The 19,578-nt window shown below is 50.7% G+C and carries 22 protein-coding genes; 6 read left to right on the forward strand and 16 right to left on the reverse strand.

The window, feature by feature from the left end:
* Positions 1-19: 19 nt before the first annotated feature.
* Positions 20-295, forward strand: a complete 276-nt coding sequence (albA, locus tag AB9H23_RS07895) for a DNA-binding protein Alba (RefSeq protein WP_013294904.1) — start codon at positions 20-22, stop codon at positions 293-295.
* Positions 296-664: 369 nt separating this feature from the next.
* On the opposite strand, the gene AB9H23_RS07900 is transcribed toward albA, so the two are convergent.
* Genes AB9H23_RS07900 through AB9H23_RS07920 form a run of 5 tightly spaced genes read right to left on the reverse strand, consistent with a single transcriptional unit; the run spans position 665 to position 5,506 of the window.
* Positions 665-1,600 carry a pyridoxamine 5'-phosphate oxidase family protein gene (locus AB9H23_RS07900; protein WP_370004695.1) on the reverse strand — a complete coding sequence of 312 codons (936 nt, stop codon included), beginning with the start codon at positions 1,598-1,600 and terminating at the stop codon, positions 665-667.
* Positions 1,601-1,637: 37 nt separating this feature from the next.
* Positions 1,638-2,846 (reverse strand): PQQ-binding-like beta-propeller repeat protein, encoded by a 1,209-nt coding sequence (locus AB9H23_RS07905; protein ID WP_370004696.1) that lies wholly within the window; start codon positions 2,844-2,846, stop codon positions 1,638-1,640.
* A gap of 28 nt (positions 2,847-2,874) precedes the next feature.
* Entirely contained in the window at positions 2,875-4,032 is a 1,158-nt protein-coding gene (locus tag AB9H23_RS07910) for an ABC transporter permease (protein ID WP_013294908.1), read from the reverse strand.
* A 5-nt stretch (positions 4,033-4,037) separates the two neighbouring features.
* Positions 4,038-5,087, reverse strand: a complete 1,050-nt coding sequence (locus tag AB9H23_RS07915) for an ATP-binding cassette domain-containing protein (protein WP_370004697.1) — start codon at positions 5,085-5,087, stop codon at positions 4,038-4,040.
* Positions 5,084-5,506: a PadR family transcriptional regulator gene (locus tag AB9H23_RS07920; RefSeq protein ID WP_370004698.1), complete on the reverse strand. Its 423-nt coding sequence runs from the start codon at positions 5,504-5,506 to the stop codon at positions 5,084-5,086. Before AB9H23_RS07920 ends, AB9H23_RS07915 begins: the two co-directional genes overlap by 4 nt.
* 293 nt (positions 5,507-5,799) lie before the next feature.
* On the opposite strand from AB9H23_RS07920, the gene AB9H23_RS07925 reads away from it, so the two are divergent.
* Genes AB9H23_RS07925 through AB9H23_RS07935 form a run of 3 tightly spaced genes read left to right on the forward strand, consistent with a single transcriptional unit; the run spans position 5,800 to position 7,014 of the window.
* The gene (locus AB9H23_RS07925) at positions 5,800-6,546 is read left to right on the forward strand and encodes a sugar phosphate isomerase/epimerase family protein (protein WP_370004699.1); all 747 of its coding nucleotides are present in this window, start codon (positions 5,800-5,802) and stop codon (positions 6,544-6,546) included.
* Positions 6,547-6,581: 35 nt separating this feature from the next.
* The gene (locus AB9H23_RS07930) at positions 6,582-6,749 is read left to right on the forward strand and encodes a TMEM175 family protein (protein WP_321211374.1); all 168 of its coding nucleotides are present in this window, start codon (positions 6,582-6,584) and stop codon (positions 6,747-6,749) included.
* A gap of 46 nt (positions 6,750-6,795) precedes the next feature.
* Positions 6,796-7,014: a hypothetical protein gene (locus AB9H23_RS07935; RefSeq protein ID WP_370004700.1), complete on the forward strand. Its 219-nt coding sequence runs from the start codon at positions 6,796-6,798 to the stop codon at positions 7,012-7,014.
* 168 nt (positions 7,015-7,182) lie between these two features.
* On the opposite strand, the gene AB9H23_RS07940 is transcribed toward AB9H23_RS07935, so the two are convergent.
* The 8 genes from AB9H23_RS07940 to ala all read right to left on the reverse strand — a co-directional run bounded on the left by AB9H23_RS07940 (position 7,183) and on the right by ala (position 14,664).
* On the reverse strand, positions 7,183-7,533 hold the full coding sequence (locus AB9H23_RS07940) for a DsrE family protein (RefSeq protein WP_370004701.1): 351 nt from the start codon (positions 7,531-7,533) through the stop codon (positions 7,183-7,185).
* Between the two features lie 96 nt (positions 7,534-7,629).
* Entirely contained in the window at positions 7,630-8,232 is a 603-nt protein-coding gene (locus tag AB9H23_RS07945) for a 5'-nucleotidase C-terminal domain-containing protein (RefSeq protein ID WP_370004702.1), read from the reverse strand.
* Positions 8,229-9,053: a hypothetical protein gene (locus AB9H23_RS07950; RefSeq protein ID WP_370004703.1), complete on the reverse strand. Its 825-nt coding sequence runs from the start codon at positions 9,051-9,053 to the stop codon at positions 8,229-8,231. Before AB9H23_RS07950 ends, AB9H23_RS07945 begins: the two co-directional genes overlap by 4 nt.
* A gap of 46 nt (positions 9,054-9,099) precedes the next feature.
* On the reverse strand, positions 9,100-9,891 hold the full coding sequence (locus AB9H23_RS07955; RefSeq protein ID WP_370004705.1) for an HAD family hydrolase: 792 nt from the start codon (positions 9,889-9,891) through the stop codon (positions 9,100-9,102).
* A gap of 117 nt (positions 9,892-10,008) precedes the next feature.
* Entirely contained in the window at positions 10,009-12,651 is a 2,643-nt protein-coding gene (locus AB9H23_RS07960) for a DUF1156 domain-containing protein (RefSeq protein WP_370004706.1), read from the reverse strand.
* Between the two features lie 115 nt (positions 12,652-12,766).
* Positions 12,767-13,387 carry a LysE family transporter gene (locus tag AB9H23_RS07965; RefSeq protein ID WP_370004707.1) on the reverse strand — a complete coding sequence of 207 codons (621 nt, stop codon included), beginning with the start codon at positions 13,385-13,387 and terminating at the stop codon, positions 12,767-12,769.
* Between the two features lie 9 nt (positions 13,388-13,396).
* Positions 13,397-13,597: a hypothetical protein gene (locus AB9H23_RS07970; RefSeq protein ID WP_147671281.1), complete on the reverse strand. Its 201-nt coding sequence runs from the start codon at positions 13,595-13,597 to the stop codon at positions 13,397-13,399.
* Between the two features lie 74 nt (positions 13,598-13,671).
* A complete protein-coding gene (gene ala, locus AB9H23_RS07975) occupies positions 13,672-14,664 on the reverse strand; it encodes an alanine dehydrogenase (protein ID WP_370004709.1) in 993 nt (330 codons plus the stop codon).
* Between the two features lie 204 nt (positions 14,665-14,868).
* Here ala and gatA point away from each other — a divergent pair, with 204 nt between their 5' ends.
* Positions 14,869-16,224, forward strand: coding sequence for an Asp-tRNA(Asn)/Glu-tRNA(Gln) amidotransferase subunit GatA (gatA, locus tag AB9H23_RS07980; RefSeq protein ID WP_321211382.1), 1,356 nt, complete (start codon positions 14,869-14,871; stop codon positions 16,222-16,224).
* Between the two features lie 11 nt (positions 16,225-16,235).
* A complete protein-coding gene (locus AB9H23_RS07985; protein ID WP_370004711.1) occupies positions 16,236-17,705 on the forward strand; it encodes a cobyrinic acid a,c-diamide synthase in 1,470 nt (489 codons plus the stop codon).
* Positions 17,706-17,744: 39 nt separating this feature from the next.
* Here AB9H23_RS07985 and AB9H23_RS07990 read toward each other — a convergent pair whose 3' ends face one another.
* The 3 genes from AB9H23_RS07990 to AB9H23_RS08000 are packed head-to-tail and all read right to left on the reverse strand — an operon-like array spanning position 17,745 to position 19,574.
* Positions 17,745-18,473 (reverse strand): ATPase domain-containing protein, encoded by a 729-nt coding sequence (locus tag AB9H23_RS07990; protein ID WP_013294922.1) that lies wholly within the window; start codon positions 18,471-18,473, stop codon positions 17,745-17,747.
* A gap of 11 nt (positions 18,474-18,484) precedes the next feature.
* On the reverse strand, positions 18,485-19,159 hold the full coding sequence (gene ribB, locus AB9H23_RS07995; protein WP_370004713.1) for a 3,4-dihydroxy-2-butanone-4-phosphate synthase: 675 nt from the start codon (positions 19,157-19,159) through the stop codon (positions 18,485-18,487).
* Between the two features lie 28 nt (positions 19,160-19,187).
* A complete protein-coding gene (locus AB9H23_RS08000) occupies positions 19,188-19,574 on the reverse strand; it encodes a DUF120 domain-containing protein (protein ID WP_147671277.1) in 387 nt (128 codons plus the stop codon).
* Positions 19,575-19,578 lie beyond the last annotated feature (4 nt).

Raw genomic sequence — 19,578 nt, forward strand, 5'->3', positions numbered from 1 at the left:
CACTCTTGGAGGTTAAGTGATGTCAGAGGAGAATGTAGTATACATCGGAAACAAGCCTGTAATGAACTATGTTCTGGCCGTAGTGACTCAGATGAACGGTGGAACCAGTGAAGTGATCCTTAAAGCCCGTGGAAGAGCTATAAGCAGGGCTGTTGATGTTGCAGAGATTGTCAGGAACCGTTTCATACCAGACATACAGATAGAGAACATCGACATATGTACAGAGGAGATCATTGGTAACGAGGGAACCGCTACCAATGTTTCAGCAATAGAAATCCAGCTCAGAAAGGATTAGGGATATAAAAGATGGAAGCCACAGGTTTCCATTCTTTTATATTTTATATGCACTGAATTTTCAGGAACTTTACTCTTTATCAGGGGATTCAGAAGAGTCATTGACTTCTCACTTAACCCCAGCATAATACTTTATCAGAAATTAAGAGGGTCTTCATACCATTTCAGCTGACCTCAATGTAATATCCAATTTTCACAGGATTGTAATAGTTTATTCACATATTCTGAATATTATGATTATTTTTTCAAGATTTTCAGTATTTTAAGCAGCTTCTATGAAGAATCACTCCCCATACGTGACTGAGAATTAATTTACTAAAAATGAATGAATAGGAAATTCCGGGCATTCCATAAAACTATTCCAGGGTTTCTATTTAAACCAGAGAACCTGTTTCGCGCCTGCTGAGGCATCCCTGAACCTGCTGTTAAGGAACTCTACACTCTGGATGGAGATCCTTATGACATTCATATCCACGGGGAGGTTTCTCATGGACTCAGGATTGAGGCCCCTTAGATTATAGATCCTCTCTGATTCCTCTTCATCCAGTATATCCACAGCACCGGTTATCTGCATCCCTGCCAGATTGCTCATGGATGTGTAGTCCTCGTAAACTGCAACAGAGGCGTTGCTGTTCTCAAGGATACCTGCGAATTTCTCCCCACCCTCGGTGATCACGTATATGGACTCACCGTCGTACACGTATTCAAGGGGTGTTGCCCTTGGTCGGTTACCATGGCAGGTTGCAAGGACACATGTGTTATGGGACCTCAGAAACTCATCAATGGATTCACGGAGTTTATCCTCATCAATGTCAGTCATAAGCGAGTCCCTGATTTCTTTAAGGTCAAGGGCAACTCCAATCACCTCTGAGATATCAAAGATGTCAGAATCCTTAATTTCAATTCCAGCAACCTCGGAGAACCTCCTGAGATCCTCAAGATCCCCATCAGAGAGTCTTTCAAGGATCATGCGCCCACCAAGGGTGGCTGAATGGACAGCACCCCCAAGAAGTTTTTCAGCCTCACTGAGAGCCCTTATACCATCGTCCCGGCTCAGGGAAACTGAGAATATCGCCACGGGTTTATCACGAAGCCAGGGATTTTTCTTTATAAAATCGGTTATTCTGTCGTGTAAACGGCCCCTGTAAACCCCAGAACCGATAACGAAGAAGTCAAATTCCCTGCAGTCTTCCTGAAACTCTTCTGTGGTGCAGCACCTTGAGGGCCCGAGTATTCTCCCGATGGCTGATGCGGCTTCCTCTGTGGAGCCGTAGGTGCTCTCATAGATTATGAGTGTCCTGAACATACCTTCACCTTCAGTTTTTTAAATAAAAAAGAAGGGTTTATTTCCTTGCAACCCTTCTTATCACGGCTCCAGCCCCTATGATGGCTATTATTATCGCCGCCACATAGTATGCGAATGGTGAGGTTGGGCCCTCCTTCTTCTTGGAGTCAAGGGCGTAGATGTAGCCGTTTTCTGTTGCAAAGTAGATGGTCTTGCCGTAGACTACGGGTGATGAACTTGCCGGTGAGTTGAAAAGGTAGTAACCCGGTGAGTAGCTCCACTCCTCCTTCCCTGTGTACTTGTTGAGGATGTGGAGTGTCCCGTCATCTGAGCCCACAGCCACCATGTTCTCAAAGAGGGCCGGCGCTGATCTCACGGCCCCGCCTGTTTTGAATGACCATTTCAGGGTGCCTGTCCTTGTGTCAAGGGAGGTCACGTTGCCGTCATCGCATCCAGCAAAGAGGCTGTTCTCCTCTGTGTCAATGGCTGGTGTTGACCTGACCCTGTCACCGAGGCTGTACCTCCAGACCGCGCTTCCATCGGACTCTGATAGGGCATACATGTTCCCGTCATCTGACCCCACGTAGATGGTTCCGTTCCAGAAGGCCGGTGATGAGATGACCTGGTCACCGGTTGTGTAGCTCCACTTCTCCTTTCCGTCGGACTCTGATAGGGCATAGACATTGCCGTTGCATGATCCAAAGTAGACGGTTCCGTTCACCACAAGTGGTGATGATTTAACAGCCTCCCCGGCATAGAACTCCCACTTTTTTGAACCGTCATCTGCATCAACTGCGTAGAGCCTGCAGTCGTCTGACCCCACATATACGGTACCCCCACTCACTGCAGGAGATGACTCTATCCTGTTGCCTGTTTTAAATTTCCATTCGAGGTCACCGGTGTCTGTGTCTATGGCGTAGAGGTATCCGTCCCCTGAACCCACATAAAGGGTGCCATTGACCACCGCAGGGGATGATACAACCGCGCCTCCTGTCCGGTAGCTCCAGACAACTGAACCGGTCTCGAGGTTCACCGCATAAACCTTTCCATCGACTGAGCCGATGTAGGCAACCTTGTTGAATATTGCAGGTGATGACTTTATCCCGCCGATGGAGAGATACCATGTCCTTGCTGAGAAGTCACTTGGCTCCTCAGAGAAACCTGTGCGCTGCTGGTCCCCATGGAAGAGGGGCCAGTCTGCAGCTGATACAGGGCTTAAAACCATCCCAATGATTATAAGTGCCGCAATTAAACCTTTCCTCATCATATTACCACCTGAAATTTAGTATTACAACCTAAATGTCCCTGTTAAACCTGGTAACCCCCATTGCAAAGAACAGGAGTGTGAATCCCACAAGCACGGCCAGGTCAAGCCAGATGTCCCCGACACCTGCACCCTTCAGCATCACTGACCTCAGAGCGTCGTTGGCATAGGTGAGGGGCACCACGTAGGCCAGCTTCTGGAACACCCATGGCATGGTCTCGATGGGGTAGAAGACCCCTGATACGAACATCATGGGCATTGCAAAGGGCATAACCATCTGCATGTAGTCCTCCTGGGTCCCCACCCTCGCTGATATCATTATTCCGAATCCCACAAAGCACAGTGCTGTGAGTACAAGTAGAAGGACAGTAAGGAGCATGCTGCCGTTGATCTTTATTCCGAAGAGCAGTATGGCCACACAGAGCAGCAGGAATGCTCTTCCACTTTCTATAACCAGTTTTGAGATTATTTTACCCCCAACAACTGTTGAAACGCTTGTGGGGGTCATGAAGAGACGTGCGAGTTCTCCCCTCTCCCTTTCACCTGCAATTGACTGTCCCATACCGAACATGCAGGAGAACATTATGGTCATTGCAAGTACCGCAGGCACCAGGAAATCCATGTACTTGACGTCCCCGTAGATTCTGTCAACCTGGAAGTTTATCGTGCTCACGATGCTCTGAAAGCCCGTCTCCCCGGGGGTTGAATTCTGGTTCTGAATATTCACAGCGGGGCTCTGCATCTTCTGAACCGCAATTTCACCTGAAAGCCTGCTGAACAGTGCCTGGGTTGCAGGTACCAGGGCCTGACTTGCCAGCTGGTCAGAGGAGTCAAGGTACATGACCACTGTTGGCTCGTCTGTGAGATTGTCATAGTTGGGGGGCAGTATTATGGCCGCCTTGACCTCCCCTGCATCCACCATGTCCCTTGCGGTTTCAGGGTCCTTCATGATATCCTTAATATCGTAGAGGCTCATGTTCCTCATTGCAGCGACGGTCTGGTCTGTGAGGGGGCCGCTGCTCTGCTCAACTATAACCACCGGTATGTTCTCCAGTGTACCGCCCATACCGTAACCGAAGAGGGTTATCATGAGTATGGGGAACAGTATGATTGATATGAGGCGGGGTTTGTGCCTCCAGAGGACTATGAGGTCCTTCTTGAGCATCCACATTACCTTCTTCATTTCCATAACGGTTACCTCCCTGTAACCTTCATAAATACATCCTCAAGTGAGGGGTCCCTGGTTGAAATTGAGCTGATCCTGGCATTGTTCCTTATAACTGCCCCGAGGACATCATTTATGGCAGTGTCACAGCTCTCATCCAGTTCAAGTATTATCCTGCCGGTGTGGTGCCTTTTAACCTCCAGGGTAACCGGGAGGGATTCAAGTTCAGCTATGAGTTCGTCGCTGAGGTCGGTGATCAGCATGCTGAGTTCCTTACCGGCGCAGGTCCCGGATTTTTTCATTTCCTCAATGACCCTTTTTTCGGATTCAGGGGTCTCCTCCTGAATTCTTTCAAGTATGGTGCCAATCTCCCGTGCCCTGAGGGATTCCTCCTCCCTTATAACGGTGTCCTTGAGGCCCTGGGGCGTGTCAAAGGCTGCTAGCAAGCCCTGATTTATTATACCCACGTAGTCGCAGAGGAGTTCAACCTCGTACATGTCGTGGGAGCAGAGTATGATTGTGTGGCCGCTGCTGTTCAGTTCCTCGATGAGGTCCCACAGCACCCTCTTTGTTGTCGGGTCCAGCCCTATGGTTGGTTCGTCGAGGAATAGTATGTCTGGCTGGTGTATCAGGCTTGCAACCAGTGAAACCTTCTGCTGCTGTCCCCCCGACATCTGTCCAACGGGTTTATCTGCCGCGTACTTTATGTCAACCAGCTCCATGAGTTCATCGATCCTTGTTTCCTTCAGGTCCTCTGGCATCCCGTAGAAGTCTGCGCACATCTCCACGTTCTCCCTTGCTGTGAGGTCCTCGTAGAGGCTGACCTTCTGGGGGACCATACCTATCTGCTGTCTCACCTCGTCGGGGTTCTCCAGTATATCGTATCCGGCGACACGGGCTGTACCTGAAGTTGGTGGTATGAGGCAGGTGAGCATCTTTATGGTTGTGGTCTTACCTGCCCCGTTGGGCCCCAGGAACCCGAAGATGGAGTTCTTCTCTATCTTCATGTTAAGGCTGTCAACTGCTTTGAAGTCCCCGTAGACCTTTGTGAGGTCGTGGGTCTCTATGGCATATTTCATTCTTCCTCCTCCCTCTCACATGGGAACATGTCGTTCCAGAAGTCCTCCCATATCCTTGAGATGTGGTTTTTCATTATATCACGGATCCTCTCTATTGTTTCATTTCCCAGCGGGGTTATCTCGTAGTACTTGACCCTCTTCTCCCCGTGCATCTCCCATGAACCCCTTATGAGTCCCTTCTTCTCCAGGTCGTGGAGTACTGGGTAGATGACGCTTGGACCGGGCGGTTTGATCTCCTGGCAGTGCATCCCCTTGATCGAGTAGAACTTCTCAAGTCGTCGCATTATCTCGTATCCATGGATCTTTTCCCTGCTTATCATCCAGAGGATCATTGTTTTTCCGAATCCCCTCATGAAACTCTTTATTATCTTCTCGTCAAACTGTCCCCCCTCTCCATGGGGGTCATTTTCTGCACACATCAGGACATCTCCAGAAAGTGATATATCAATTTTCTGATATATCCTGTTTTATATATACTTTTTGGTGGTGTGATGGAAGTAATTCAGGATAACACTAAAACAGTGGTGATCACCACAGATTGTCACTGTGAACGGGAATGCACTTACCATTCATTCTATAGTGCAGGGGCACTCTAAACGCCTTTCACACAGCAGGGACCCTGCAGATCCAGGCACCTATAAGTATCTTTCATTTTCAGAGGGAATGGAAACACTCATAAGGCCGGCTGAATAGAAAACCAACCGGGATCTATATGAGGCTCGGATTTTCAACCCTGGCACTGTTCATGGAACCAATGGAGAACATCCTGGAAAAAGCAGAGGAGGACGGCTTCCAGCTCATTGAGATACTCTGCGAGGGACCCTACTGGCCCCGGAGGCTCCTTCAAGATGGGGCAGCACTGGATGTCTTTGAATCCTTTGACCTTGAGATACTCCTCCACGCCCCCACCATAGACCTGAACCCTGGCAGCATGAACCAGGGCGTAAGGGAGGAGACAGAAAGACAGATGATTGAGACGGTGGAACTCGCATCAAGGATAGGGGCAACGACCGTAACAACCCACCCGGGTCTTGTGCACAGGAGGGAGGAGAGGATAAGGAACGCTGCCCTTAAATTCGCAGCTGAAACACTTAAAAACTGTGTGGCCCATGCAGAGGATTCATCGGTAAGGTTCTCAGTTGAGAACATGCCGGGCAGGTTCTCATACCTCTGCAACAGCCCCAGTGAGCTTGCAGAATTCTCAGAGGAATGCGGATCATATGTGACTGTGGATGTGGGCCATGCAAACACCACGGGTTTCCTTGAGGATTTCCTCAGCATGGAGAGAATAGCCCACCACCACCTGAGCGACAACAACGGTGAAAGGGACCAGCACCTCCCCCTGGGGGAGGGCACGGTTGACCTTGAACTCCTCAGGGGGATAGACCGTGGGGTGATAGAACTGAATAACTATGAGGGGGTCATAAAGAGCAGGAGAATCCTGGAATCCTTTTATTGAGGGTGAAGCATGAATAAGAACAGAATTGAGGCATTTTGGATGGAATATTTGCCATTGCAATGACGCTCCTTGTTCTCGGCATTGAGGTGCCGGAGGGGATCATAACAGAGTCCTCAATGGCTTCATACCTCACACTCCCAGCCCCCAGGATCCACATCTACTGCCTCAGCTTCCTCCTCCTAGGGATTTTTCTGGCGGGTTAACCACATGCAATTTGAAAAACCTGAAGGAGGTTGACACGGGTTTCCTGTGGATAAACATATTCTGCTGATGTTCGTGGCCATGGTACCCTTCTCAACGGAACTCACAGGAGACTATGGCGGACTTACGACATCCAATGTCATATTCCATGTTAACATGCTGATGATAGGCCCCCTACTATCTGCAAGCTGGTTCTATGCATATAGAAATGGACTCATGGATGCTGAAAGGGACCAGTACCTGAGGGCACTTAAGAGGAACTTCTGATGCCATTTGCAGCAATCGTGGCGCTCCTGCTAACACAATTCACGCCCGAGTACAGCTCCATTGCCTATGCAATCATGGTCCTCAAGAGGTTCCTCTAGATATCAGGGCCTTATATAGGCATGAAATCGGTGAGGCGCACCACGGCGATATTCGGGTTCATCCAGGATATCAGGGCCTTATATAGGCCCATCCCTCCGCCTGTTTTCTGACAATCTCACCCACACCCGAGGATACGGTATCAACACCATCCACAAGTTTTCCTGAGGTTATACCCCATGCATTCAGGGTGTTGGAACAGGCAGCAAATCTGACACCATCATCAATGAGCTTACAGATCCTATCTGAGTACTCTGAGTCCCTCAGGAAGGCGCTGACACCCTTTGAGTACGCCACAACCTCAATCTCAACATTCTGAATGTCGGCCATCAGGTTCCTCACATTGGCAAAAAGCAGCAAAACCCTCTCATCGTCGTCCTCATCAAGGTGGAAGACCACACGGTAAATCCTCTCATCACCCATCATGATCACCCGGTTCACAATTACAGTTGAAGACAGTCATACAGGTGTTATCCCTAATGGCTTCAGTATCACAGTGTATTCATCGCGTGAGGACAATCATACTGGCGTTATCCTCCCATCGAGTTCGGCATCAACCGGGCTGTTCTTCTCAACGTACTCTCTCAGGGCATCAACCGCCCTTATGTCCATCTCCTCGTGGTTATCACCGTACCGTGATGGCACACCCTGACTGGTTACATAGACTGCACTGTAGGTTCTATCAGGCTCAAGGGGCTTCCCGTTCACGAATATCTTCTGTATCCGGCTACCGGGAGGGTTCTCTATCTTGAAGTAGATCTCCAGGCCCATGCACCTCTTGAGGTAGCCCCCCATCTGCCTGTAGGGGTCCCTGGAGAATGTGAGCTCAATGTTCTCCTCCATCATCTCCAGGATCTCCCTCCCCAGAAGTTCAACACGGGATACCGGGGGATTAACAGGGATCATGTTCCAGAGGTCCTCAACCTGGATATCCCCAGGGGGTACCGGGGCACCATAGCGCCATCCATTGGAAAATGCAAGTTCAGAGTCATCCACATCCATTATTGCCCTGAGGAGAAGGTTGTCCATGGTTGACTCCAGTATTGTGTACCTGTTGAGGTGCGTCCGGGTTGAACCCACGGTGGCCTCAAGGTAGTCCCTGTCCACCTCAGCCGCCCTCATGACCATCTCCTCAACATCCTCATTTGACGGCCCCTGACCCTTACAAGTTCGTGTTTGAATTTCCGGACACCACCATCAACCTCAAGGTCAAGGCGTCCAATGAATGAGCCGTGGCACCCTGACTGTATTATGATGGCGTCATTGACAATGAAGGGTCTCTCGAGCCTGTTGTGGGTGTGGGCGCTCAGAAGCACGTCTATGCCATCAACATCCGCTGCCAGCTGGCACTCCTGGGGGAAACCCAGATGTGATATGACCACCACCAGGTCGACCCTCTCCTCATCACGGAGCACCTCTATCCAGTAGGGGAGTTCATCACGTCCAAGGGTGAACTCAAGGCCCTCACTGAACCGTGGGGGCATCACCTTATCCACTATATTGGATGCTATCCCCACAACACCCACCTGGAGGTCACCCCTCTCCACTATCTCATATGGTCTAAAAGCAAGGCGTTCTGTACCCTCACGGTAGCAGTTTATTGCAAGAACCGGATGATTCAGTTTTTCAGATATTTCCATGAATCTTCTGGGTCCATAGGCGAACTCCCAGTGGGCTGTCATTGCATCAAAGCGCATTTCATTGAGGATGGGTATAAGGGCGGCGCCCTCACTCTTCACGGCATGGTATGTGCCGTGGATGGTGTCACCACAGTCAAATAGTAGTGTGGGTCCCTCTTCACGTATACCATCCACAAGGCCTGCTATGTGGTGGTAGCCCCCCAGGGTCTCGTACATTATATTTCTGCCCTCCCAGAAGAGTTCCGGGTGGGATTTGAGGTATCCGTGGGTGTCATTCACCTGCACGATGCAAAGTTCACTCAATATCAGCCCCCCATATTTCAGAATTCTATATTCAGAACCCAAAACCTTAGAATTCTATATTCAGAACCTCCCTTATGTTATCAACAACGTAGTCAGCAGCATCAATCAGCCTCTGAGGAACAGGTTCCCTCTGCTGTAGTGTTAAAACCCCCACGTCAGCCTCCCTCAATGCAAGGATATCGTTGAGGCCGTTACCCACCATCATGACCCTGCTGTACCTTCGCTTCAGGTTCTGGATTATCTCTGCCTTCCTCTCGGTGTCGGCGGTGTCAAAGACGTTTTCCTGGGGTATCCTGATGATCCTTGCAAGTTCCCTCAGTGACCCCCTCCGGTCTCCTGATGCAATGTATATGTGGATGTTTCTTTTCCTGAGTTCCTCCACAACCTCCGGAACCTCAGGGAAGAGTTTTCCACCTGCGGTTATTGTGAAGTCAACCATGTTTCTGTCAATGTTGACTATGAAGCCGGATCCACTGCATATCTGTATGTTGTAGTTCTTCCTGGAAACGGCATCTATGGTGTCCTGTATGTCCCTGACAGTTGCAGGGTCATCCCTGAGGATATCCCGGATCTCATCAGAGGTAACCGCGGTGTTGGCATAGCTGACATCGAAGTCTATGCGGTTCCTCTTTATGAACTCATATATGGTCTGGTCGGGTTTTGCGTTTACAATACATGTCGCGGGGTCGGTCTGAAGCACAACAAGGGCCCTTCTGTCCCTGTAATCCACAATATCAAGTGAATTCATTCTGTCACATATCTTACCTGTTTTAAGGTTCTTGAGGGCCCTGTACCTTCTTATGAGTGTCCCTGAGTTATCAAAAACAGCTGCCTTCATCACATGATATTATGTTTTTCACGGTATTAATTAATTATTGGGAGGAGTATGGATTGAAAAAGAAAATTGAGTTTTTAAGTGTTTTCCCGATTTGCTCTTGGAAGGTTTTCATTTGGATTAATAGTCTTTGAGTGTTTTCTGGCTGGTTTTTTCTTTGAGGGTTTTTATCATGGTGTCTCTGTTCACAATCAGGCCTTCGAGCCACTGTTTTTCCTTGCAGTCTGGCAGGAATTCTATTATGGCCTGGGCTACCCGGTAGAATTTTTCATCGGTTCCGTAGCCGGTTTCAAGGAGCAAGTCCTGGAGTTCTTCTCTTCTGCCCTGGCTCCAGAGTCTGGCTGCGAGGTGGAGTGCGTCTATGAGTTCTGTGGTGTCATGGTCATCACTCCTCTTGTCGGGGCCGAGGACTGTGACCTTACCCCTCTGTATCCTTATGAATCCGGTCCTGGTGTTCTGGAGGTCTATGCCGAGGCTGCCGGCGAGTTTCCTGGCCTCGTCGAAGTCCACGCTGGAGTTTCCGAAGTTCCACCGGTAGAATAGGTAGAACCTTGTGAGGGATGAGAGGCCCTCGGCGAATCCGTTATCCAGTATCCTCCTTATGGCGAAATCCGCTGCAACCGCGCGTATATCATCCAGTAACCGGGAACCCCGGACCACGTCGCCGTTGTACTTGAGAATCTCACTGTACTTCCCTATAACCTCCAGGCCAGCCCCTATGGCCGCGATGAAAAAGTCCGGGCCACTTATACCCTCACCCCACAGGTAATCCAGCTTCTCACCCAAGACCTCCTTCAACTCACCCAGAACCTCCTCATAATAACCGGTGCTCTTCTCAAAATCAGGCTTACGGGCCACAATATAAATAGAGGAGGCAAGGGTCGCTGAGCCCTGGGCACGCATACGGGACCTTCTTTCGGTGAATATGGGCCATGATGCGGTCACCACCAGACCAGAGTCAAGAAGGGAGTTTATAACGGTTTCCCAGCCATGGGTGGTCTTATGGGCATAGACGATGTTGGCTATGCCGCCGGGTCTGAGGACGCGGTGTATCTCCCTGAAGGAGTCCCTGAGCATGGACTCGAACTCCTCCCGGGCCTCATCCATACTCTTATCATTGGTGTAGGCCACCATCTCACCCCTCTTAGGCGTGAGGGGTGTCATGAAAAGATCCGGGTAAAGATCACCCAGGGCCCTCTTCAACCACACATAAAAGAAATCCGAAAGATACGAATACGGCACATTATCATAATATGGTGGGTCAGTGAAAACCGCATCAAAATATTCATCATCAAAAGGAAGAGAAACCGCAGAACCCTGAAACATCCTAGCAGGTTTTTGAGCAGTAAGCGAAAGAACCTTTATAGTATCAATATTGTCTTTGAATAGGCTTTTCCAGCTCCTCATAGATCCACTGAAAGGATTCGGTTCAGCATAATCCCAAACCATGGGTAAAGCTTGTCTAGAAAACATATTACCCATTAGTTCGCGTGCAGGCTGCCATTGGGTGAGACTATTATAACTCATCGCCATTCTGTTAAAAGTTAAACATAAATAACTAATCACAGACTTTGCATAGTCTTCCTCGCATCCTTCTTTTAGCATTTCCTGGTGGGCTTGGCGGATTTTCTCGGTGAAGGTTATGAGGGCAAGTTTCTGCCGGGCATTGAAAAGACCACCCCAGGTGTCAAGGCCATAAACCCATACATTAATAACACCAAATTTGAAGGGAACCCTCCTTATAGGCTCATCTGGGACCGGGTCTATTCCCCACTGGTCCATGAGTTCATCTCTTTTCTTTTCCAGGTATCCCTGGGCTTCCATGTAGGCTTCCAGGTCATTTTCTGTTGCTAGGCGGTAGGTTTTACCCCTCCGCTGGGGGTGTGTGAGTGCCACGACGATGAGCCTCTCACCGGCCTCACCCTCCTGGAACAGTCGTCGGGTGTCATTGGCGGGTATGGTTGAACCGCAGACCGGACAGGTTACGATGGCCCTTGAGATGGTCCCCCTGGAGGGGTCAAAGTCAGGGTCCTCCACGATCTCAAATTCCACACCCTCACCTGTAACCAGCGGTTGGAGGGCTATTTTTCTGTTCTTTTTCCTGGCGAGCCAGTACTGTCTCATGAGTGGTATCTCTGCCCCGCAGTCAGGGTTCTGGCAGGGGAGTGTCCTGGCCCAGATGTAGGCCGCGGGGATTGAGCCATCCTCATCCTCCGGGTAGAAACGTGAAAGCTCCTCCCTGGCCTCCCTGAGGACCCATTCACCCCACCTCTTAACATCCCTCAGCAGTCGGGGTTCACTGTCAGACCAGGAATCACTGGCCCCGTACCTCTGGGGGTACTCAAGTGTGCACTTCTGGATGAGGACAGCCACCGGGTTGAGATCCATACTGTAGGTTTCACACCCCAGACGGAGGGCCTCAAGGGGTATGCTGCCACCCCCACCAAAGGGGTCCAGTACACGGGGCGGCCGACCATTATACTCCCTTATATCCCTCCGGGCCCTCTCAATCATCCCCTGATTCAAACTGTTCTCCCACTCACTCAACTCCTCAATGAACCTCTTAACCCGGACCTCCTCCAGTCCATCACCTGCAGTGGGGATCAGGCTGGCGTAGATGGTGGCCCGGCTGCTTGCAAGGGGCCGGCGGGCCCACCAGATATGAAGCGTGGAAATATGACCATGCCTTATATTCTTCTCACGGGCAGAATTCTCACTCACCCTCGCAACAGGAAAAGTCCTCTCAATAAACCTCTCATCCATTAAACAATCCTCCACATGGTTCCGCAGAACTGGATGATCGCATTAACAACAGTTCATCCTGGTTTATTCTGGGCATGATACATATTGGAGGGCATAACTATCAAATTAACTGTCATCAGAAAATGACTGCAAGTCCTCCAGTGAGGAAGTAGAGTCCTGCAAGCAAAATAAAACCGTTACATGCCACCATAACTGCCCTGTAAATTCTTCCACCTGTATCAAAGGATCCCCTGGATGATAGAAAGGATACCAGGCTGTACCAGGCCAGGTCGGATGACCAGTGACCCACAAGGAAACCTGCAAGTCCAGCAGCACCTGCAAGTTCAAGTCCACTGTACATGAGGGCGGCCCCAACAGCACCCCACCATATAAAGAAGTAGGGGTTGGAAAAACTTATCACTGCACCCCTGAGTACTGATCCTCCTGCTGGAATATCCCCTGAGGATTCGTCCCCGGACCTCAGACCCCTGATGCCGGTCCAGATGAGGACGGAGCCACCTGCAATCCCAATGAATGACGATGCGGACTCTGATGAGAGGAGGTAGCCCATACCCATGAATATCAGGACAACCAGGAGGGCCTCACCCAGGATGTGGCCTGTGACAAGGAGGGGCCCTGCCCTGAAACCCCCCTGAATGGAGTCCGAGACCGTGACAGTGAGAAGGGGGCCGGGGGCCATTGCCCCTGAGAGGCCTATGATGAAGGATGTTACGGTAAATAGGATGACACTGAGCATTCTTCCAGCCTAATTGTACCTGTTAAGTATCTTCATGATCTCAGTGAGGTGACGGTCAATCTCCTCTATCTCATCCTTCCTGAGGGCCCGGGTCCTCCCGAGTATCCTTATCCTCTCAAACACATGGTCCATCCTTACGAGGAGTTCATGCATTGATGTCCTGGTGGGGTACATGATATCACAGCTCCGGTAACTAACTGTGTTCACCATCCTATATAGCATCTTTTCTTGGGGGCAGTGAATGGGACCAAACCCCGGGGATCAGGGTTTTACACCATCTTTTCTCAGCCCTGCAGGTCAACCTCCAGGCCCTTACCTGACTCAGCGGCCCTCTCATAGACCATCCAGGCTGTTGTAACGTCCTGCAGTGAGAGTCCGGTTGAATCGAATACTGTTATATCCTCACCTGATCTTCTACCCTCAATTTTACCTGTTATCACATCCCCTATTGTTCCCTGGAGGTCCTCCTCTGTGATAAGGCCCTCACTGAGGGGTACGTTTATCTCTCCACTGTGGGATGCCTGTTCCCAGCTGTCATAGAAGACCCTCCCCCTTTTGAGTATGAGGGGGTCCAGTTCCTGCTTTCCAGGGGCATCTGCCCCCATGGCACATATGTGGGTTCCAGGTGTTATCCAGTCAGCCTTCACCAGGGGCTTCCTTGAGGGGGTGGCCGTTACAACTATGTCCCTCCCCTCCACAGCCTCCCTGATATCCCGGGCAGGATTGACCCTGAACCCGTAGACCTCAGAGGCCTTCTTTGCGAATTTTTCTCGTTGGGAGGGCGTCCTGCAGTAAACACAGACCTCCTCAAGGTCAGCGACCCTGCTGATGGCCATGAGCTGTGTCCAGGCCTGTCTCCCGGCACCCACCATCCCCAGTGTTGATGCCTCCCGATCTGCAAGGTACTTCACGGAGACCCCCCCGGCTGCCCCGGTCCTCATATCGGTTATATATGTTCCATCCATGAGTGCAAGGGGGAACCCGGTCCTTGGGTCGACAAGCTCTATGACAGCCATGACCGTCGGGAGGGAATGTTCACGGGGATTTGATGGGTGGACATTCACGCACTTAACACCCGCCATTTCAAGTTCCTCAAGGTAGGAGGGCATCACCCTGAGGTCCCCATCGTGTTTCCTGAAGAATAGGTACATCTTGGGGGGCATCTGGACACGGCCAAGGGCATCCTGGACAAAGGCGTTCTCAACAGCCTTCAGACAGTCATCCATGGTCAGAAGACCCTCAACATCACTTTTTTTGAGTATAATGGTTTTCTCCATCACTTCACCCTTTCCATCCATTCCATATCCTAGATCTTGGTCATCTTCACATTTATTAATGTTGAAAATGAAATTAAACCCAATAGGAGGGTGACCGGGCACCTGCAGATACCCCAGGATGACCATCATGGAAAGCCAGGGACCCTCAAATGCAGCTCTTCAGGATAATCGGTTTACTCAATGATAGGATACGGGTGTTTGGAAATGGAAATCATGGATAAGGTTGAAATGATTAAGGATCATGGCATGACCGCATCAGAGAACCTTGAAAGGTTCATCAGGACAATAAGGGCGAAAAATGATGATATAAACGCATTTATAGAGGTCAGGGAGGAGGAGGCCTTCCAGAGGGCTGAGGAGATAGACTCAAGGATAGCCTCGGGGGAGAGGACAGGTAGACTCGCGGGTCTGGTTATAGGTGTTAAGAGCAACATCAACGTGGAGGGATTCACGGTATCCGCCGCATCCAGGACACTTGAGAACTACACTGGAAGCTACGATGCAACCGTCATAAGGCGGATAAAGGAAGAGGATGGGATAATAGTCGGCATGACCAATATGGACGAATTCGCAGCTGGAAGTTCAACAGAGACCTCATTCTTCGGCCCCACCGACAACCCATCTGCACCTGGAAGGATACCCGGAGGTTCCAGTGGGGGAAGCGCCGCTGCCGTTGCAGCCGGGATGTGCGACATTGCACTGGGATCAGATACCGGGGGATCCATAAGGAACCCGGCCTCCCACTGTGGTGTTATGGGGTTCAAGCCAACCTATGGGCTGGTTTCAAGGCAGGGGCTCCTTGACCTTGCCATGAGCTTCGACCAGATAGGGCCCCTTGCAGCTGACGTATCCGGCCTTCAGCTGACCCTTGAGGTGATATCAGGCCATGACCCCACCGACCCAACAACCATTGCAGAGGACCGGGAACTCGGCGTGGATCGGGAACTGAAGGATATTCGCTTCGGTGTCGTGAAGGAGTTCCTTGAGGTCACCGATGACTCAATAGATGCTGCCATCCAGAGGAAACTTGACCTGATAGAGGATGAGGGGGCTGAGATAGTGGAACTTGATTTTGGCTACATCGACCTCTGCCTCCCAACCTATTACCTCATAAACTATGTTGAGTTCTTCTCAGCCACAAGAAAGTACGATGGCAGGAAGTATGGCCACAGGATAGAGGACGTGTGCGGCCCTGAGGTGCTCCGGAGGATACACATGGGCTCCTACATCAGCCAGAAGGAACTATCTGGTAAATACTACAGGAGGGCCCTCCAGGCAAGGTCACTCATAAGGAGGGAGATAGAGGGGCTCCTGAAGGACGTGGACATCATACTGGGCCCCACAGTCCCTAAACTCCCCCACAGGCTTGGAGAGGAACTTGAACCAATGGAGATGTATGCATACGATGTCCTCACGGTCATAGCCAACCTTGCAGGTATACCCGCTGCAAGCATGCCTGCAGGTGACGTGGATGGGGTTCCTGTGGGCCTGCAGCTCCAGGCAAAGCCAGGGGACGATGGAATGATACTCTCTGCAATGAGGGGTATAGCCTCCCTTTAGAGTGAGTTTACATGAGGATTGGACTCGCATACCTGAGGGGCTCTGTACCGGCCTTTGAGGATTTTGGATTTCTACCCACCGACCTGGTTAAGGAGAATGGCCTAGTGAATGGTGAGAGGGCCCACAGGGTCCTGGATGGCATCATAATACCCGGTGGGAGCATAGTTGAGTCAGGGAGTCTATCAGCGGACCTTGGATCAGAGATAAGGAGGATGGCTGCTGAGGGAAAATTTGTCCTTGGCATCTGCTCAGGGTTCCAGGCACTGGCAGAGAGGACGGATATAGGGAGAAAATCGCCCTGCCCCATATACAGGGAGGGTCTGGGGCTCCTGAATGTATCATTCCACCCCATGATAAGCAACGACCGTGTGGAGGCCCTTGTCACAGGGGAGTCATTCCTCACCGCAGGTTTAACCGGTGAGAGGGTAACCGGTTTTCACTGCCACACCTACGGTGAGATAAGGGGGGACGCTCCTGAGATAATGCGCTCCATAATAAGGAGGGCCGATTACAGGGACAGGAGGCTTGAGGTAACCTCGGGTGTCTGCAGTGACGATGGAAACGTCGCAGGTACCATGGTCCACGGGGCACTGGATGAGAACCCCGCCCTTGTGGAGAACATACTGGAGTTTCTGGGCGCCGGTGAGGATTCAAGGGAGAGGATAATGGAGAAGAACCGGGAACTCAGAAAAACCCTGAGGTCAGAGATAGGTGTGGAAACAGGTATAAACGTTGAGGAAAGAGGAAGCGAGACCAGGAATACCCCGCCGGCAATCATGATAGCATCCACGGGCTCGGATGCAGGGAAGACCTTCATAGTCACCGGCCTTGCAGGCGCCCTCAGGAGGCGGGGTCTCAGGGTGGGGGTCATGAAGGTGGGCCCTGATGTCAGGGACATAGTACCGGCCCTCTACCTCATAAAGGAGCCCATGGAGGAGCACTCCTCCATAAGAATAGGGCACCTGGGCTGGATGGACCTTGAGGATGCCCTGGAATCGGTGAGGGGAAGGTATGATATAATACTGATCGAGGGTGTTATGAGCATATTAACAGGACTCCTCAATGAAACCGTACCCTACTCAGGGGCCGAAATCGCACTTGCAGCTGGGATACCTGTTATAATGGTGGCCGGCTGCAGCAGGGGAGGGGTGGAGTCAGCGGCCGTTGACCTGGACGCCCATATAAGTGTCCTTGAGAGGCTTGGGGTTGAGGTCCCCCACGCCATCCTCAACAGGGTCTATGACATGGATATATTTAAGAGGGCCTCAGGGGGGAGGTACCTGGCTCTGCCCCGGGTTAAGATGAGCATGAGGGGCGGCACCCCTGAGGTTGAGATAAAACTTGAGGACTTCTGCATGAGGGCCATGGAGGCCGTTGAGGAGAACCTTGACGTGGATCTTCTCATATCTGAAGCAGCAGAACCAGAATTCAGGGGATACACTGACCTTGAGGAGATAATGAGAAGATTCAGAAAAAATTAGGTTATTTTTTTAGGTGATAAAAAAATAGTGGTGGTGGGGTTAAATTTCAAGATCCTCCTCAGGGATCTCCTCCCCCTCTGTTATGGTTATACCCTCCTCTCCGCCTATCTCATAGGTGAGGAACTGGAGGGGTGTCTTGGTGCTTCTCATCTTAACTATGTCCATTATACGCTCCCTTCGACCTGTGTAGGGGTTCTCCCTCCTGCCGAGCTTTATGGCACCATAGACCGAGAAGAGGGCAAGTTCATTGAATTCCTTGGAGGTTGCGCTGTCAAGTATGATGACAGAGGTTATCCCCCTCTGCTTGAGCTCATATACCAGGAGGTCAAACTGGTTCCTGAACTCATATGCTGTTAACTTGGCTGTGTAGCCCCCCAGACTATCTATAACAACCACCTCAGCCTCAGGGGGGATGTCGTGTATTATCTTGGTGAAGTTGCCCTTCATTGGGTCCATGTCCATGCTGAGCTCGGCCTCTGTTATCCTGGCCCTTATACCGGTCAGTTCAATGAAGTTGAGGAGTCCCCTCTCCTCAAGTTCCTGGGTGTTCCAGCCAAAGGAGTTTGCCTGGATGTGGAGGTCGTTGGCGTCCTCCTCGGCTGTGATATAGACCGTGTTGTATCCCTCCATGCAGCTGCTTATTGCAAAACGCAATCCAAAGATTGTCTTCCCGCATCCGGGTTCCCCGGTTATGAGGACGGATCTACCCATGGGGAAGCCGCCTATTGTGTCATCAAGTCCACTGATTCCTATTTTCAGCCTATCCATAAGAAACACCTTTAAGATCTGAATTCCATGTATGATTCAATGAGGTCTGCTCCGCTCATGAATATGAGGTCGTGTTCCTCCGCATATTTCATGGCATCATCCGTTGAAAGTGCATTGCCGGTCCTGTCATCCATCATCTCACAGCAGACCGCAACTCCCTCAAGTCCGGCCATCTCCATGAGTGCTATGCTCATCTCGGTGTGGCCCTTCCTCCTGGTCACATGGCCATCAGCGGCCCTCAGGAGGGTGACATGGCCTGGTGATCTGAAAAGATCCCCGAACTCATGGTGTTTTTTGTTTTTACAGAGCTCTGCAAGCTCCCTTATGGTAAGGGCCCTGTCATTGTCAGTTATTCCTGTAAATGTCCTCCGGTGGTTCACTGTTATGGAAAAAGCCGACTTTTCATCGTAGGGTATATCGTGGGGTGATAGCCTGCTGAGTACCGGGTAGCGTCCTGAGGCCTCATTCATTATATCGGTCATGTAGGGTATACCGAGACTTTCTGAGTTCTCCCAGGATACAGGTACACATATGAGGCCACCTGCATCGTTCCTCATGACCCTGATGTGATCAGGGGTTGTTTTTTCAGCAGCAACAATCATATCTGTTTCCCGTTCACGGTTGTCCGCGTCGAATACAAGGACCATTTCTCCCTTTCTGAGTGCTTTAAGGGCTTCCTGAATCATATGATCACGACTCTGTTGTATCACTCAATTAATCTGATGATTCATCATCCATTATCTTTAGGCTAACAGTATCTCCATCTCTTAATTTAAGGGTTTTTCTGAGGTTTACAGGGGCAACAAATTCAAGGCACACATCCCTGTGATGGGTTTTAACAGGGAACAGAAGGGCGCCATCAACCTCATCGTTCAGGACTGCCCTCACATAGAGCACATCCCCGAAACCGCCGCCACCATGTATTTTATCAGCCTTAAGCCGCAGTTCTCTGACGATTTCAGGGTTACCGGTTTCTATGTTGAGGGTGCCGGGGAATGGCTCGAAACCCAGTTTCTCCCTGAACTGTTCAAGGTAGACGTCCCTTGTCATGAAGTATGCGCCCTCACCGAAACCTGAACTGACCCTTCCGGTTATGATCATCCTC

The sequence above is a fragment of the Methanothermobacter sp. KEPCO 2 genome (assembly GCF_041228365.1).
Taxonomy (GTDB): domain Archaea; phylum Methanobacteriota; class Methanobacteria; order Methanobacteriales; family Methanothermobacteraceae; genus Methanothermobacter; species Methanothermobacter marburgensis.